Consider the following 14,121-nt stretch of genomic DNA (forward strand, 5'->3'; position numbering starts at 1 on the left):
GGAGAGTAACCGGGCGGGGGCGCGCGACGCGCGCCCCCGCGGGGTCAGCTACCCGTTGTTGCGGTGGCCGTGGCCGTGCCAGCGGTGGCGCGGCCACTTGGGCGGCTTGCCGCCGTGCGGCTTGGAGTTGAAGCCGTCCTTGGACATCGCCCAGTAGTACACGCCGTAGGACGCGGCGCCGGAGAGCTCCTTGAGGCTCCGGAGCGCGCCGCCCTTCATCTTGCGGGCGGCGGCCTTCTTGGCGGCGTTCTCCGGGAAGACCCCTTCCTCCGTGAAGCCGTCCGCGGTGATCGGCGGCACGCCGGAGATGACCGTCTGCAGGTTGTCGCAGATCTGGTGGTAGCACGGGTCGTACCAGGCACCCGCGGCGCCGCCATAGATCTGCTCCTGCTCGGCGGTCTTGACGCCCTCGGCGCCGGCGAAGACACCGCCGGACGGGATGCCCCGCAGCGTGAAGCCGACGTAGTCGGAGCGGCCGTCGAACGCGCCGCGCTCGGACTTGAAGCCCTGCGCCTTGAACCATTCGTCAAAGACGTCCTCGACGCGACCGGAGCCGGGCGGGCCGGGCGGGTTCGGGACGTTCGGATCCTCGGACGGGTCGTCGCCGTCACCGTCGTAGATCCCGCGGATGTAGTTCGGCGACGCGAGCATGTCGTAGTCGAGCATCACGTCGATCTTCTTGACCTCCGCGTCGCTCAGCGTCTTCGCGTAGTACGAGGAGCCGACGAGGCCGTTCTCCTCGGCGCCCCACCAGGCGAAGCGGATCTTCTGGCGCAGGTTGTAGTGCCCGTCGGCGAGTTCCTCGGCCTGCGCGAGCAGGGTCGCGGTGCCGGAGCCGTCGTCGTTGATGCCAGGGCCTTCGGGCACGGAGTCCAGGTGCGCGCCGACCACGACCACGTTGTTCGGGTCGCCGCCGCGCGTCTCGGCGATCACCTGGTTCAGGTAACGCGGCTCGAAGAAGCCGTACACCTTGAAGTCGACCTTCGGGTTCTTGCCGGCCTTGTAGGCCTGGAGCAGGTCGTTGCCGAGCGTGTAGCTCGTGATAACGGCCGCGATCGTGGCGTCCGGCGTCGGCTGGTTGTCGACGAAGATCGGGGTCTGGCGCGCGGGCGTGTTGCCCTCGTTGTAGATGATCACGCCGGTCGCGCCCGCGGCCTGCGCGAGCTCCCACTTGGTCACGAACGGGCACGTGCCGCGCTGGACGAGCGCGACCTTGCCGGAGACGCCGGCGTAGTCGGCCGCGACGCAGCCGGACGCCGAGCCACCGGTGGGCGGGTCGACGATGCCGCCGACCGGGAACACCGGTGCGTTGGTCAGCTCGACGGTGGGCGAGTTGGCCATCGTGATGAAGTCGACGTTGGGCGAGCCGTCGTCAGCCGCCGTGCCGGGCTTGTACGTCTTGGCGTTCGGCGGGAGCGAGTTCAGCACCGCCGGCTGCGTCTCTTTCCAGACCGGATAGTTGAACGGCGTGACCTTCGGGCTGTAGCCCGCGTCCTTCAGCGTCTGGACGACGTAGTCGAGCGACTCCTGGTAGCCGGGCGAGAAGACCTCGCGCGTGTCGTCATTCAACGTCGCGATCTGCTGCAGCGCGATCTGGTGCTTGACGATGTTCGGCACAGAAACGTTTTCGACGAACTTCCGGGCGCCGGGATCGCGCGGCGTGACGTTCCCTCCACCGCCGTCCGCGAACGCGGTCGGCGCAAACGTCAGCGTGGCGGCGCATGCGGCCGCCAGAGCCAAACGGCTCAGTGACAATGTGTACCCCCTCAGGTATGTGCGGGTGAGGGCTCCCACAGCCCTCTGAAGACCCACATTACTGCTTATGACTACTTGGGGTAGTAGGTTCGTCAGCGATCGCTGACGGTGGCGACGCCGACCTGCATGGCCACCGCCGCGCGCACCAGCCCGGGGATCTGCTCGCCGGGGACCGGGGGCGAATAGTGGAAGCCCTGGGCGAGATCGCACCCGATCGCGGCCAGCACGGAGCCGGCCGCGTGGGACTCGACGCCCTCCGCGACCACCCGCAGCCCGAGCGAGCGCCCGAGCGCCGAGGTGGAGGCCACGATGGCTCTATCCGCCGCATCCCGGTCCATCGACATCACGAACGACTTGTCGATCTTGAGCTCGTTGACGGGGAGCCGTTTGAGATGTTCCAGCGAGGAATAGCCGGTCCCGAAGTCGTCGAGCGCGAGCCCGAGGCCGAGGTCGGCAAGGTCCGCCAGTACCTCGCCGGCACGCTGCGGATCGTGCAGCATCAGCGACTCCGTGACCTCGAGCGTCAGCGCCTGCGCCGGAAGTCCGTGGCGGTCGAGGAGGTCCGCTACTTGCCGCGGGGTGCGCAGGTCGAGCAGGTTCTGGACCGCGAGATTGACCGCGACGTGCAGATCGAGTCCCATCGCGCGCCACTCGGCCAGCTGCGAGAGCGCGGTCTCGAGCACGTGCAGCGTCAGCGGGCGCATCAGCGCGGTGTGCTCGGCGTGCGGGAGGAACGCGCCCGGACCGCGCAGCCCGTGGATCGGGTGCTGCCAGCGCACGAGCGCCTCGACGCCGGCCACCAGCCCGGTCTGGAGGTCGACCTTAGGTTGATAGTGCAGGACGAGCTCGTCGCCCTCCAGCGCGCGCCGCAGCTCCGCCATCAGCGCCAGACGCTCCCGCGAGTGCCGATCGCGGGTGGAGTCGTAGGCCTGAAAGCCCGTGCGCGCCTCCTTCGCCTGGTACATCGCGACGTCGGCGCGCTGCAGCAGCGCCTCGGCGTCGACGCCGTGGTCCGGGCAGAGCGCCGCGCCGATCGACGCGTCCATCACGACCTCGAGCCCGTCGATCTCGAAGGGCGTCTGCAGCGCGATGCCGACCCGCCGCGAGAGCTCGGTGGCCGCGGCGAGACCGGCGCCCGGGAGCAGCAGCGCGAACTCGTCGCCGCCCATGCGCGCGACCAGCCCCGCCTCCCCCACGACCTCCTGCAGGCGCGGCCCCAGCTGCGCGAGCAGCAGGTCGCCGGCGTGGTGGCCGAGCGTGTCGTTGAGCTCCTTGAAGCGGTCGAGGTCGACCATCGCCACCGCCAGCGGCGTGTCGTTGTCGCCGCCGAGCTCATCGTTCAACCGGTCGTGGAACAGACGCCGGTTCGCCAGGCCGGTGAGCTCGTCGGTGAGCGCGAGCTCGCGGCTGGCGTGCAGGGCGTTGTTCTCGGCGAAGGTCAGCGCGACGCGGCCGAGGACCGCGACGAGGGTCGCCGCCGAGAACCAGATCACGGCGTCGACGGTCGGGTGGAAGTGGTCGGCGACGAGCAGCCCGGCGGCGAGCAGCGCGAGCAGCGTCGGCATGACGAGCATGTGCCGGCCGCCGCGCGCGACCTGGCATGGCGGCGAGTCGCGGCACCACGCAGCCGCCGCGATCACGAGCATGGACGAGACGCCCAACACCGGCGCGAACCAGGTCTCGCCGGTCCCGTAGACGCCCGCGCGCACATGCGCGGCGTCGCAGGCGGTGCGCAGCACGACGCCCGCCGCGAGCAGCACCCAGACCGCGTTGACCCGCCACCCGCGCAGCGTCAACGCCACGCCGACCATCATCACCAGCAGGGCGTCGCCCATCGGGAACGCGAGCGCGAGCGCGGTCTCGGAAGCGCTGCCGATGTCGGCTCCGAGCGCCGGGCCGAGCAGCTTGGTGACGACCGCGGCCGCGCCGAGCGCGCCGATGACCGCGTCGAGCGCGAGCGCGAGGCCGAAGCGCGGGACGCGCGCGCGGGCGAACAGGACCGCCGCGACGAACGCCGCGGGGAAGAAGGCCAGCAGGAAGATGTCGGCGAGCGACGGGAACTCGAGCGCGTCGTGATGAGCGGCGAGCGTGATCGCGCCCGCGGAGTTGGCGGCCAGCGCGAAGGTGAGCGCCACCCAGGCGCCGCGATCCTGCGTGCGCTTGAAGGCGCGGACCAGCACCGCCGCTGTCGCGACCAGCACCGGAACACCCGCAAAGAGGACATTCACCTCCAACCGGATCGGCGCGGCTGGACGGGACTTGACCCGTCAGCCCGCTGACGCCCTTCAAGTGGACGACTGTTTGGCCGCGCGAGCCCAGAGCAGGTACGCGGTGCCGAGCGGAACGCCCACCGAGACAGCCGCGACGAGCCACAGCGCGCCGCCTCCCTGCGCGGCGATCACGCCGAAGAACATCCCCGTGACGAGGCCGCCCGGCCACAGGAACGTGCCGGCCAGCTTCTCGGGCACGCTCCAGACCTTCGAGCGCCACAGCGCGTAGACGCCGACGAACCAGCCGATCCCGACGAAGAACGCGCCGAGCATCAGCAGGACGATCGTCGACCACTCGCTGCCGTCGGCCGGCGCGCGGCGACTCACGAAGCCACCCTGGTACGCCCGAAACCGCACGGCCGGTCCCTCGAGGACGTGGGCCGGGCTCGCTTGTTCATCGGCGCACGGTATCCCTTGCGGGTGATGGACGACCTCATGGACCTGATGACGCCCTGGTGCGTCCACGCCGTCGCCACGCTGAGGATCGCGGAGTTGGTCGACGGCGGTACCGACTCGATCGGCGCGCTGGCGGCCGCTGCCGGCTGCGACGAGCGCGCGTTGCACAACGTCCTCGGACATTTGGCGACCAAGGGCGTGTTCACCGAGCCCTCGCCCGGCCGCTTCGCGCTGACCGACGCGGGCCGCTCGCTGCTGGGCATGCCGTTCCTCCGGCTGGACGGGATCGGCGGGCGATTCGCGGGCGCGTGGGAGACGATCCCCGCCTACGTGCGCACCGGCCGGCCGGCCTACGCGGACAAGTTCGGGCGCCCGTTCTGGGACGACCTCGCCGCGCACGAGGAGCTCGCGACCGAGTTCGATGACCTGATCGGTCCCGGCGGCCACTCGACGCCCGATCCGGACTTCGGGTTGCCGATGGACGAGATCGCGACCGTCGTCGACCTGGGCGGCGGGACGGGCGCGCTGCTGCGCGAGGTCACGCGCGCGTACCCGCACGTGCGCGCGACCCTGGTCGACTTCCCCGGCACGGTGGCGCGCGCGTCGGGCGACTTCGCCACGGTCGGCCAGAGCTTCTTCGACCCGCTGCCCGCGGGCGCCGACCTGTACATCCTGCGCAGCGTGCTCAACGACTGGCCGGACGCGGACACCGACGCGCTGCTGCGCAACGTCGCCGCGGCGATGGGCGATTCGAGCCGCCTGATCGTCTCCGGCGGCGTCGCGGCCGACGACGCGCCGCGGAGGTTGATGATCGAGATGGTCCTGGTCGGCGGGACCACGGACTCGCTCGCCGCGTTCCGGGAGCGCGCGGTGCGGGCCGGACTGGACGTCGTCCGCTCGGGAGAGCAGGCTGACGGGCGCTACTACGTTGAGCTCAAGAGGAGGCCCTGATGGCGTACGACGAACAGCTGGCGGCGCGGATCTCCGAGCTCATCCACGCCCGCCCCGGCGTGGTCGAACGCAAGATGTTCGGCGGCATGGGCTGGACGATCGGCGGCAACATGGCCGTCGGCGTGATGCGCGAGGACCACATGGTCGTCCGGCTCCCGCCGGAGGAGGTCGACGAGGCCATCCAGGCCCCGCACGTCCACGAGTTCGGCCGCCCGGGCTCCAAGCCGATGAAGGGCTTCGTGCTGATCGACCCGGACGGGCTCAGCGACGCGGAGCTGGCCGAGTGGGTGGAGCGCGGCGCCGCGCGGGCGCTGGAGCTGCCCGCTAAGTAGCCGCCGCCGCGAGGTCGGACGCCAGGTCGATGAGCGGGGCGTGGATGCCGGGAACGGCGGCCATCGCGCCCGTCGAGTCGATCGTCAGCGGGTTGCCCGCGTAGTCGGTGACCGTGGCGCCGGCGGCGCGGGCGATCGCGTGGCCCGCGACGACGTCGTACGGGTTGTTGTGGGCGAGGAACATGCCCTGGATCTGGCCGCCGACGAGCCAGGTCCAGAGGACCGACGCGGCGCCGACGCAACGGAACCGCAGCGCGCGGCGGTGGACCTCTGAGCCCAGGTTCAGGAACGCGTCCATGCGCGGCCCGCCGCGGTGGAAGGCGTCGCCGACCGCGACGATCCCCTCGTCGAGGGCGTCGACGTCGTTCAGGTGGCCCGCGGTCGAGTCGACGCGGGTGCCGAGGAACGGCAGGTCGATCACGCCGAGCACGGGCACGCCGTCCTCGAGCAGGCCGACCATCACGCCGCACAGCGGTGAGCCGGTGGCGTAGTTGATCGTGCCGTCGAGCGGGTCGACGACCCACACGCGGCCGGTGTGCAGCTCGGCGCCGCCGCCCTCCTCGCCGTAGAAGCCGATGTCGGGCGTCGACTCCGACAGCAGGCGCTTGAGCAGCGCCTCGGAGGCGGTGTCGACCTCCGTCAGGAAGTCCTTGGCGGCCTTCGCCGTGCGGGTGTGGCGCTCGTCGCGCCGGGCGCGCAGCAGCGCGACGGCCTCGTCCACCGCGGCGTGCGCCGCTGCCAGCTCTCGCTTCACCCCCTTAACGTGACACGGCGACGAGCACGGTGGGCTCCGAGCCCGGGTTGTGCAGGGCGCGCAGCGGCACGCCCTGCAGGTAGAGCAGGTCGCCGCGGCCGAACGAGCTGCGCGCGCCGGAGACGCCGCACAGCTCGAGCTCGCCCGAGCGCACGAGCACGATGGCGTCGCGCCACTCGTCCTCGTCGTAGGGGCGCTCGTCCCCGGGCGCGACCGCGACCACCCGCATCCTCACAGCGTCTCCGGCAGCCCGAAGGCTGGGTACAGCGAGGCGCCGAACGTGACGATGTCGGTGATCCTGCCGTCGGCGACGGTCAGCACGTCCAGCGCGAGCGCCTCGAACGTGTCCCCGCCGGGCTTGCGCAGGTAGTTGGCGACGGCGGGCTGGCGGTTGGCGAACGTGAGCACGCAGCGGAACTCGCCGAGGCGCTCCGGGTCGCCGAAGCCGCCCTGCTCCCAGAAGTCGACGATGGTGTCGACGCCGACGAACATGCCCGGCTCGGGCGGCATCGAGAAGCGCAGGTCGTCGACGAACAGGGCCTTCAGCGCGGGGATGTCGCCGGCCTCGGAGGCCTCCATGTAGCGGGCGACGAGCGCCTTGTCGGCGGCGCTGGCTTCGACGCTCCACTCGCTCCGGCGCGCCGGCAGGTGCTCCTTCAACGCGGCGCGGGCGCGCTGGAGCGCGGAGTTGACGGACGCCTCGGTGGTCTCGAGCAGCTCGGCGGTGTCGCGGGCGCGCCAGCCGAGCACGTCGCGCATGATCAGCACGGCGCGGGCGCGCGGCGCCGCGTACTGCAACGCGACCAGGAACGCGAGCTCGATCGTCTCGCGGGCGACGACCTCCGCGTCGGTCTCGTCGTCGGCCGCGACCAGGAGGTCGTCCGGGATCGGCTGCAGCCACGAGAGCTCACCGTCGGCGGTGGGGACCCGCGGGCGCTTCTCGAGCGCGTCGATGCACACGTTGGTGGCGATCCGGTACAGCCAGGCGCGCAGCGACGCGCGGCCGGCGTAGGTCTCGCGGAACCGCCAGGCGCGAAGGAACGTCTCCTGCGTGAGGTCCTCGGCCTCGTCGAGCGAGCCGGACATGCGGTAGCAGTGGACCTGCAGCTCGCGGCGGTGCTGTTCGATCTGTGCGCTGAAAGCGGTCTCGGTCACGGTCATGCCTTCTGTGACGGCGGTGCCCTTGAAAACTCATCGAATTAGACAACCACCGGGGGGCTGCCGCCCCCCGGACCCCCTGCTATAAGGCTCGCCGCTCATGCACGCCCTGGACATTGAAGACCTGGTCAAGCGGTACCCGACCGGCACCGAGGCGCTCAAGGGCGTCTCGCTGCACATCGAGGAGGGCGAGTTCTTCGGTCTACTCGGCCCGAACGGCGCCGGCAAGTCGACGCTGATCCACTGCACGACCGGGCTCGCGCAGCCGACGTCGGGCGCGATCCGCGTGTTCGGCCACGACGCCGTGCACCATTACGGCGACGCACGGATGGCCGTGGGGCTGGCGCCGCAGGAGCTCAACCTCGACTGGTTCCTGACGCTCGAGGAGCAGCTCGACTACCACGGCGGCTACTTCGGGATGCCGCGCAAGGAGCGCCGCGAGCGGGCGCGCGAGCTGCTCGACGAGTTCTCGCTGACGGCCAAGAAGGACGACCGCACGCGGACGCTCTCCGGCGGTATGAAGCGGCGACTGGTGCTCGCCCGCGCGCTGATGCACCGGCCGAAGCTGCTGATCCTCGACGAGCCGACGGCGGGCGTGGACGTCGAGCTGCGGCTCGAGCTCTGGCACTACGTCCAGCGCATCAACGCGGAGGGCACGACGATCCTGCTCACGACGCACTACCTCGAAGAGGCCGAGCAGCTGTGCAACAAGATCGCGTTCATCAACGGGGGCGAGATCGTCGCCACCGGGACGAGCGGCGATTTGGCGGAGCAGTACGGCGTGAGGTCTTTGGAGGACGCCTACCTGGCGCTGGTCGGCCGCGGCGAGCTCAGCCGCGCCCACATCGGGGCCGACGCACCTTGAGTCCCGGGCAGATCCGCTTCCTGTCGCTCGTGCGGCGGGAGACGACGCGCTTCTGGAAGATCAAGCGCCAGACGCTCGGCGCGCCGCTGCTGGAGACGTTCCTCTACATCAGCGTCTTCGGCGCCGCCCTGGGAAGCCGCATCGACAAGCTCCACGGGGTCGACTACGTCGTCTTCATCATCCCTGGGCTGATCATGATGGCCTGGGCGACGAACGCGTTCTCGAACAACTCGTCGTCGCTGCTGCAGCAGAAGTTCCAGCGCTCGATCGACGACCAGCTCTCCTCCCCCGCGTCGCCTTCGGAGCTGTTGCTCGCGTTCTCCGCGGGCGGGTTCCTGCGCGGCGGGATCGTCGCGGTGTGCACGTTCGTCGCCGCGCGGGTGCTCGTCGACATCCCGCTGGAGAACGTGTTGGTGCTCGTCCCCTCGCTGTTCCTCGTGGGCTTCTTCTTCTCCCAGCTCGGCGTGCTCGTGGGGCTGCGGGCGGAGCAGTTCGACGACGTCAGCTTCTATCAGACGTTCATCCTCACGCCGCTGATCTTCCTCGGTGGCGTCTTCTACAGCGCCGCGCTGCTGCCCGAGCCGTTCCAGACGCTGACGCGCTTCGATCCCGTCTACTACATGATCGGTCTGGTCCGCTACGGCTTCCTCGGCTACAGCGACCAGAGCATCCCGCTGTCGCTGCTGTTCCTGGTCGGCGCGTCTGCAGGACTGTTTGCGATCAACTACCGCCTCTTCGCGCGGGGGTACCGTCTGCGGGCATAGCCATGTTCGAACGGTTCACGCAGGACGCCCAACAGGTCGTCGTCAAGGCCCAGGGCGAGGCGCGCGACATGCGCCAGGGGCACATCGGGACCGAGCACCTGCTCGTGGCGCTGGCCGGCGAGCCGGAGGTCGCGGCGCTTGGGCTGGACCCCGAGCGCGCGCGGGCCGAGGTGGTCAAGACGACCGGGCTGGGTGACGTGGGCGTGTCCGGGCGGATCCCGTTCACGGCGGCGGCGAAAGAGGCGCTCGAGGAGTCGCTACGGGAGGCGATGCGGCTCGGTCAGCGCGAGGTCGGCCCGGGACACCTGCTGCTCGCCGTGCTCAAGCAGCGCGACGGCGTCGCGCGGCGCATCCTCGTGGCGGCGGGCGCGACGCCGAGCGAGTTGCGCGAGCGGATCACGCAGCGGCTCGCCGCCGCCCCGCCGCCCGGCGCCGTGGCGGCGTCCGTCGTCTCCGAGCGGGTCACCGTCGCGCTCAACGGGGTCGGGTTCGGCGCGATCGGCTCGTCGAGCGTCGACGCGCACCTGCTCAGCCTCATCCTCGACCGCGACGGCGCCGTCGCGGCCTGGCTGCGCGAGCGCGGCGTCACCGAGGACGCCGTGCGGCGGTTGGGTTAGCGGCCGAGCCCGCGGCGGCGGGCGACGAGTGCCTCGGCGGCGTGGACCGGCGAGCGGTCGCTCCCGGCGTAGAGCTCGAGCAGCGTGTCGCCCAGTCCGCGCAGGGCCTCGTCCAGCTGGGCGTGGTCCCAGCCGAGCAGCTCGAGGCCGGTGCCGTGCAGGACCCCGCCGGAGTTGATCACGTAGTCGGGCGCGTAGAGGATGCCGCGCTCGTGGAGGCGGTCGGCGAGCGACGGGTCGGCCAGCTGGTTGTTGGCCGCACCCGCGACGACCCGGCAGCGCAGTGCCTCCACCGTCGTGGCGGTGATCGTGCCGCCCATGGCGCAGGGGGCGTAGACGTCGCACTCGGTGCCGATGACGTCCTGCGGGTCCACGGCTGCGAAGCCGTCGACGCGGGTCGGGTCGATGTCGGAGACGAGCACGTCGGCTCCGGCGGCCTTGAGCTGCTGGGCGAGCAGCGAGCCGACCGCCCCGAAGCCCTGCACGAGCACCTTGACGCCGGTGAGATCGGTGCCGAGCGCGTGGCCGACGCTGGCGCGGATGCCGTGGAAGACGCCGACCGCGGTGGCCGGCGCGGTGCTACCCGAACCGCCGTTGGCGACGGACCGGCAGAAGACGTGTTCGGTTCGTTCGCCGATCGTGTCCATGTCGCGCTCCGAGGTGTTCACGTCGGGCGCGGTGGCGTAGAGGCCGTTGAGGGACCCGATGAAGTCGCCGTAGCGGTGCAGGAGCTCGACGCGCGCTTCGCCGACCGGCAGCTCCGGCACGGCGAGCACGGCCTTCCCGCCGCCCATCGAGACGTTGCAGACGGCCATCTTGCGGGTCATCGCGGCGCTCAGCTTGAGCGCGTCGGCGAGCCCGTCCTCCGGCGCGTCGTACACGGCCATGCGGGTTCCGCCGCCCGAGCGGCCCTCGAACGTGGAGTGGACGCCGATGAACATCCACGTGGCGAAGTCGGCGTCGTAGCGGACGGCCACCTGCTGTCCGTCCCAGCCCGTCAGGAGATGCTCGAAGGCGCTCATGTGGCGGCGGAACATATAGTCTCCAAACGGGCCGATCCAGCGGCAGGCTGGTCTGCGGACCAAAATAGGTACCTACCTAGGTAACTTGGGCACCGCCTGCCGATGCGCCGGTACCCCTCCGCCGGGGAGGCTTCTCGGCGATGCCTCCCCACATCTCGCTCCTCGATCCGAACGCTGCTGCGCAGCACCGGCACCGCCTGGTCGCGGTGGCGCGTGCGCTGACAGGGTCTCAGCAGCTCGCCGAGGATCTGACGCAGGAAACCTACGCTCGGGTCCTCGCCAAGCCACGGCGCCTCTCAGAAGGCGGCGCCGACTTCCCTTACCTGGTGCGCGCCCTGCGCAACGTCGCCAACGACCACTGGCGCTCCGAGCAGCGCCGGCCCCAGGTCGTCGGCGAGGTCGACGAGGACCACCCCTCCCTCGCGACCGAGGGCAACCCCGAGGCGACCGTGATCGCCAAGGACGTCTATAAGGCCGTCGACGCCCTCCCGGAGGACTTCCGCAAGGTCGTCCAAGCCGTCGACATCGTCGGCCTCTCCTACGGCCAGACGGCCCGCCAGCTCCGCATCCCGCCGGGCACGGTCATGAGCCGCCTCTCCCGAGGCCGCTCCCGCCTCGCCTGCGCCCTCGCCGCGTAGATAAAGGGGTCAGGCCCCTTTAGATTTCGAGCGACGCGGCTTCTCGGCGGGAAGAGACGTTGAGCTTGGAGAGGATCGCGGCCACGTGGTGGTCGACGGTCCTCACCGAGAGGACGAGGCGGTCGGCGATCTCGGCGTTCGTCAGGCCCTCTCGCACGAGCTCGAGCACCGCGACCTGGCGGGCCGTCAGGCCCGCCGGGTGGGCGCGGGTCGTCGCCCGTGGGCCGCGTGGGACCGAGACGCCGAAGTCGCGCAGGCGGTCGCGGGCGAACGGCAGGACCGCGGTCGCCTCCAGGCGCTCCAGCGCGATCACCGCTTCGGCGCACGCGTCGGCGTCGCCCTCCATCTGCTCGAGCGCCAGCTCGTACGGATCGCCCGCCCGCCGCCACGCTGCCGCGGCCGCCCGCCAGTCGCCGCGCAGCCCCTGGTCCCACCCCGGCGGACAGCCCTCGAAGGGTTCGACGCCGAAGCCCGCCCGCTTCAGGTACCGCAGCAGCTCGGCCCGGAACGGCGCCGCGCCCGCGTTCTCCATCCGCGGCAGCATCACCGCCGCGACCTCGCGCGCCGCGTCGACGTCGCCGTTCAGCCACGCCCACTCGGCGCGCGCGATCCCCGCATACGCCAGGCCGATCCGCAGCCGCCCGCTCTGCGCGTGCTCCCACGCCTCCACGATCAGCTTCTCCGCCGAGCGGTCCCCGCGCCGCGCCAGGAGCCGGCCGAGCCACGGCGCGCTGTAGGCGAACATCATCCCCGGGTCCGAGACCTCGTCGAGCAGCTTGCGCAGCCCGGCCCGCGCGGGTTCCCAGTCACCGCGCCGCATCAGCAGCACGCAGCGGTGGACCTCGAGGTTGTAGGCGTGCGACCAGAAGCCCCGCTCGCGGGTGAAGTCCAGGCCCTCGCGCACGCAGCGCTCGAGCTCGTCCAGCCGCCCCACCCGCAGCAACAGCTCGGCGAGGTTGCAGTACCCGCGCGCCGTCGCCTCGTGGTGCGCGCCCGCCTGGGCCAGGGCGATCGAGTTGCGCATCGTCTGCAGGCCGTCCGGCTCACCCGCCTCGACCCGCACGATCGCGAGGTAGTTCAGGCACAACGCGGCCAGCTCGGGGAGCCGCGAGCGCAACGCGAGCGCGTCCGCCCGCTCGAGCACGTCGGCCGCGAACTCCGGCCGCGTCTGGGCGAGGATCCCGCCGAGGTACAGCGTCGCGTACGCCAACGCCGGCTCGTCGCGCGCGTCCAGCAGCGTCACCACCGCCCGCTGCGCCGCCTCCTCGGCCGCGTCGGTCGCGCCCGTCATGAACAGATGCCGCGAGAGCCGCACGAGGCACATCGCCAGCGGCACCGGCTCGCCGATCTCGCGGTAGAGCCGTTCGGCGGCGTGCGACGCGTCCACCGCGGACCGGAAGTGGTGGGCGTTGTAGAGCTCCCACGCGTAGTCGTTCAGGAACGAGGCGCGCTCCTCCAACCCCAGGCGGTCCGCGTGCGGCACGACCGCCTGGAAGTGCGCCAGCGCCTGCCGGTGCGAGCCCGCCCGCGCCGCCTGCCGCGCCGCCGCGGGGCCCTCGGCCAGCAGCGTCTCGACGTCCCCCGCCTGCGCGGCGTGGTGCAGGAGCCGCCCGCGGTCGGCGCCGCCGCGCGCCCGCAGCGCCGCGACGACCGCCGCGTTGAGCTGCCTCCGCCGCAGCGCGCTCAGCGACTGCTCGATCGCCCGCCGCGCGAGCTCGTGCCGGAACCCGAGGCCGTCCGGGCGCAGCTCGACGAGGCCCGCTTGCTCGGCCTCCTCGAGCGAGTCGAGCGCCCCCACGGCCTGCGCCAGGTCGGTCGGGATCGTCGAGGGCACGACCGAGATGCAGTCGAGCGCGGCGCGGCATTCCGGCGAGAGCAGCCGCACCCGCGCCAGCACCGCGTCCTTGACGGACACCGGCACCTCGTCCGCGGGCGCGGCCAGCGCCTCGGCGACGAAGAACGGGTTCCCGCGCGTCAGCGCGTGCACGGCGCCCGCGTCCCGCCCGGTCCCGTCCGCCAACGCGCCCACGGCCTCGCGCGAGAGCCGTTCGAGCTCGAGCCGGTGCACGGGGCTCCCCGCGAGCATCCCGTAGAGCCGGTGCAGCGGGTGATGCGGGTCGACGGCCTCGTCGCGCACGGTCAGGACGAGCAGCGCCGGCTTGGATTCCACCCGCCGCCCGACGTACCCGAGCACGTCCAAGGTCGCATCGTCGGCCCAGTGGGCGTCCTCGACGATCAGGACGGTCGGGGCGGAGGCCTCGAGCTCGTCCAGCAGCGCCGTGAAGACCGGCCCCTCCTCCTCCAGAGCGGCGGCGAGCGGCCCATCGGTCCCCGCCGCCGCGTCGTGCAGCGGACCGAGCGTGCGCGGGGTCACGAGGTCGTCGCACGCCGCCTGCAGCAGTCGCGCCCGCGCCTCCGCGCGGGTCGCGAACTCCCGGACCAGCGACGTCTTGCCGATGCCCGCCTCCCCCGACACGAGCGCGATCGAGCCGCGCCCCGTCTCGGCGTCGTCCAGCGCCGTCAGGAGCGCAGCGAGCGGTGCATCGCGCTCCAGCAGGCGGGTCGGCATGCGCTCATGGTGACGCTCATGTGGCGAGCG

General features: G+C 71.8%; 14 protein-coding genes. 6 read left to right on the forward strand and 8 right to left on the reverse strand.

Translation table 11 applies throughout. The features are described from left to right. Nucleotides 1-48: 48 nt before the first annotated feature. The 3 genes from G569_RS50180 to G569_RS0120830 form a co-directional block, all read right to left on the reverse strand. Complete coding sequence (locus G569_RS50180; protein WP_053226731.1) at nucleotides 49-1,617, reverse strand: M28 family metallopeptidase; 1,569 nt, start codon at nucleotides 1,615-1,617, stop codon at nucleotides 49-51. Nucleotides 1,618-1,847: 230 nt separating this feature from the next. Further along, nucleotides 1,848-3,956, reverse strand: a complete 2,109-nt coding sequence (locus G569_RS50185) for a putative bifunctional diguanylate cyclase/phosphodiesterase (protein ID WP_053226732.1) — start codon at nucleotides 3,954-3,956, stop codon at nucleotides 1,848-1,850. 84 nt (nucleotides 3,957-4,040) lie between these two features. Further along, on the reverse strand, nucleotides 4,041-4,352 hold the full coding sequence (locus G569_RS0120830) for a hypothetical protein (RefSeq protein ID WP_028064857.1): 312 nt from the start codon (nucleotides 4,350-4,352) through the stop codon (nucleotides 4,041-4,043). 96 nt (nucleotides 4,353-4,448) lie between these two features. Between G569_RS0120830 and G569_RS0120835 the strand changes: the two genes are divergently transcribed. Both G569_RS0120835 and G569_RS0120840 read left to right on the forward strand, forming a co-directional pair. Continuing rightward, nucleotides 4,449-5,372, forward strand: coding sequence for a methyltransferase (locus tag G569_RS0120835; RefSeq protein ID WP_053226733.1), 924 nt, complete (start codon nucleotides 4,449-4,451; stop codon nucleotides 5,370-5,372). Further along, nucleotides 5,372-5,704, forward strand: a complete 333-nt coding sequence (locus tag G569_RS0120840; RefSeq protein WP_028064859.1) for a TfoX/Sxy family protein — start codon at nucleotides 5,372-5,374, stop codon at nucleotides 5,702-5,704. Before G569_RS0120835 ends, G569_RS0120840 begins: the two co-directional genes overlap by 1 nt. On the opposite strand, the gene G569_RS50190 is transcribed toward G569_RS0120840, so the two are convergent. Genes G569_RS50190 through G569_RS0120855 form a run of 3 tightly spaced genes read right to left on the reverse strand, consistent with a single transcriptional unit; the run spans nucleotide 5,697 to nucleotide 7,619 of the window. Then, nucleotides 5,697-6,458, reverse strand: coding sequence for an inositol monophosphatase family protein (locus tag G569_RS50190; RefSeq protein WP_053226734.1), 762 nt, complete (start codon nucleotides 6,456-6,458; stop codon nucleotides 5,697-5,699). The genes G569_RS0120840 and G569_RS50190 overlap by 8 nt on opposite strands. A gap of 4 nt (nucleotides 6,459-6,462) precedes the next feature. Further along, nucleotides 6,463-6,687: a cupin domain-containing protein gene (locus G569_RS0120850; protein WP_037497989.1), complete on the reverse strand. Its 225-nt coding sequence runs from the start codon at nucleotides 6,685-6,687 to the stop codon at nucleotides 6,463-6,465. A gap of 2 nt (nucleotides 6,688-6,689) precedes the next feature. Beyond that, the gene (locus G569_RS0120855) at nucleotides 6,690-7,619 is read right to left on the reverse strand and encodes an RNA polymerase subunit sigma-70 (RefSeq protein WP_028064861.1); all 930 of its coding nucleotides are present in this window, start codon (nucleotides 7,617-7,619) and stop codon (nucleotides 6,690-6,692) included. Between the two features lie 97 nt (nucleotides 7,620-7,716). Here G569_RS0120855 and G569_RS50195 point away from each other — a divergent pair, with 97 nt between their 5' ends. Genes G569_RS50195 through G569_RS50200 form a run of 3 tightly spaced genes read left to right on the forward strand, consistent with a single transcriptional unit; the run spans nucleotide 7,717 to nucleotide 9,862 of the window. After that, complete coding sequence (locus tag G569_RS50195) at nucleotides 7,717-8,481, forward strand: ABC transporter ATP-binding protein (protein WP_037497993.1); 765 nt, start codon at nucleotides 7,717-7,719, stop codon at nucleotides 8,479-8,481. Further along, on the forward strand, nucleotides 8,478-9,245 hold the full coding sequence (locus G569_RS0120865) for an ABC transporter permease (RefSeq protein ID WP_028064862.1): 768 nt from the start codon (nucleotides 8,478-8,480) through the stop codon (nucleotides 9,243-9,245). Before G569_RS50195 ends, G569_RS0120865 begins: the two co-directional genes overlap by 4 nt. A gap of 2 nt (nucleotides 9,246-9,247) precedes the next feature. Then, nucleotides 9,248-9,862, forward strand: a complete 615-nt coding sequence (locus G569_RS50200; protein WP_053226735.1) for a Clp protease N-terminal domain-containing protein — start codon at nucleotides 9,248-9,250, stop codon at nucleotides 9,860-9,862. On the opposite strand, the gene G569_RS50205 is transcribed toward G569_RS50200, so the two are convergent. After that, nucleotides 9,859-10,884 (reverse strand): Glu/Leu/Phe/Val dehydrogenase family protein, encoded by a 1,026-nt coding sequence (locus G569_RS50205; protein WP_037498069.1) that lies wholly within the window; start codon nucleotides 10,882-10,884, stop codon nucleotides 9,859-9,861. The two genes, G569_RS50200 and G569_RS50205, sit on opposite strands and share 4 nt — an antisense overlap. A gap of 140 nt (nucleotides 10,885-11,024) precedes the next feature. On the opposite strand from G569_RS50205, the gene G569_RS58525 reads away from it, so the two are divergent. Continuing rightward, entirely contained in the window at nucleotides 11,025-11,522 is a 498-nt protein-coding gene (locus tag G569_RS58525; protein WP_053226737.1) for an RNA polymerase sigma factor, read from the forward strand. A 19-nt stretch (nucleotides 11,523-11,541) separates the two neighbouring features. Here G569_RS58525 and G569_RS0120885 read toward each other — a convergent pair whose 3' ends face one another. Further along, nucleotides 11,542-14,091 carry an ATP-binding protein gene (locus tag G569_RS0120885; RefSeq protein ID WP_028064863.1) on the reverse strand — a complete coding sequence of 850 codons (2,550 nt, stop codon included), beginning with the start codon at nucleotides 14,089-14,091 and terminating at the stop codon, nucleotides 11,542-11,544. Nucleotides 14,092-14,121: the final 30 nt, after the last annotated feature.

The organism is Solirubrobacter soli DSM 22325 (assembly GCF_000423665.1).
Classification (GTDB): domain Bacteria; phylum Actinomycetota; class Thermoleophilia; order Solirubrobacterales; family Solirubrobacteraceae; genus Solirubrobacter; species Solirubrobacter soli.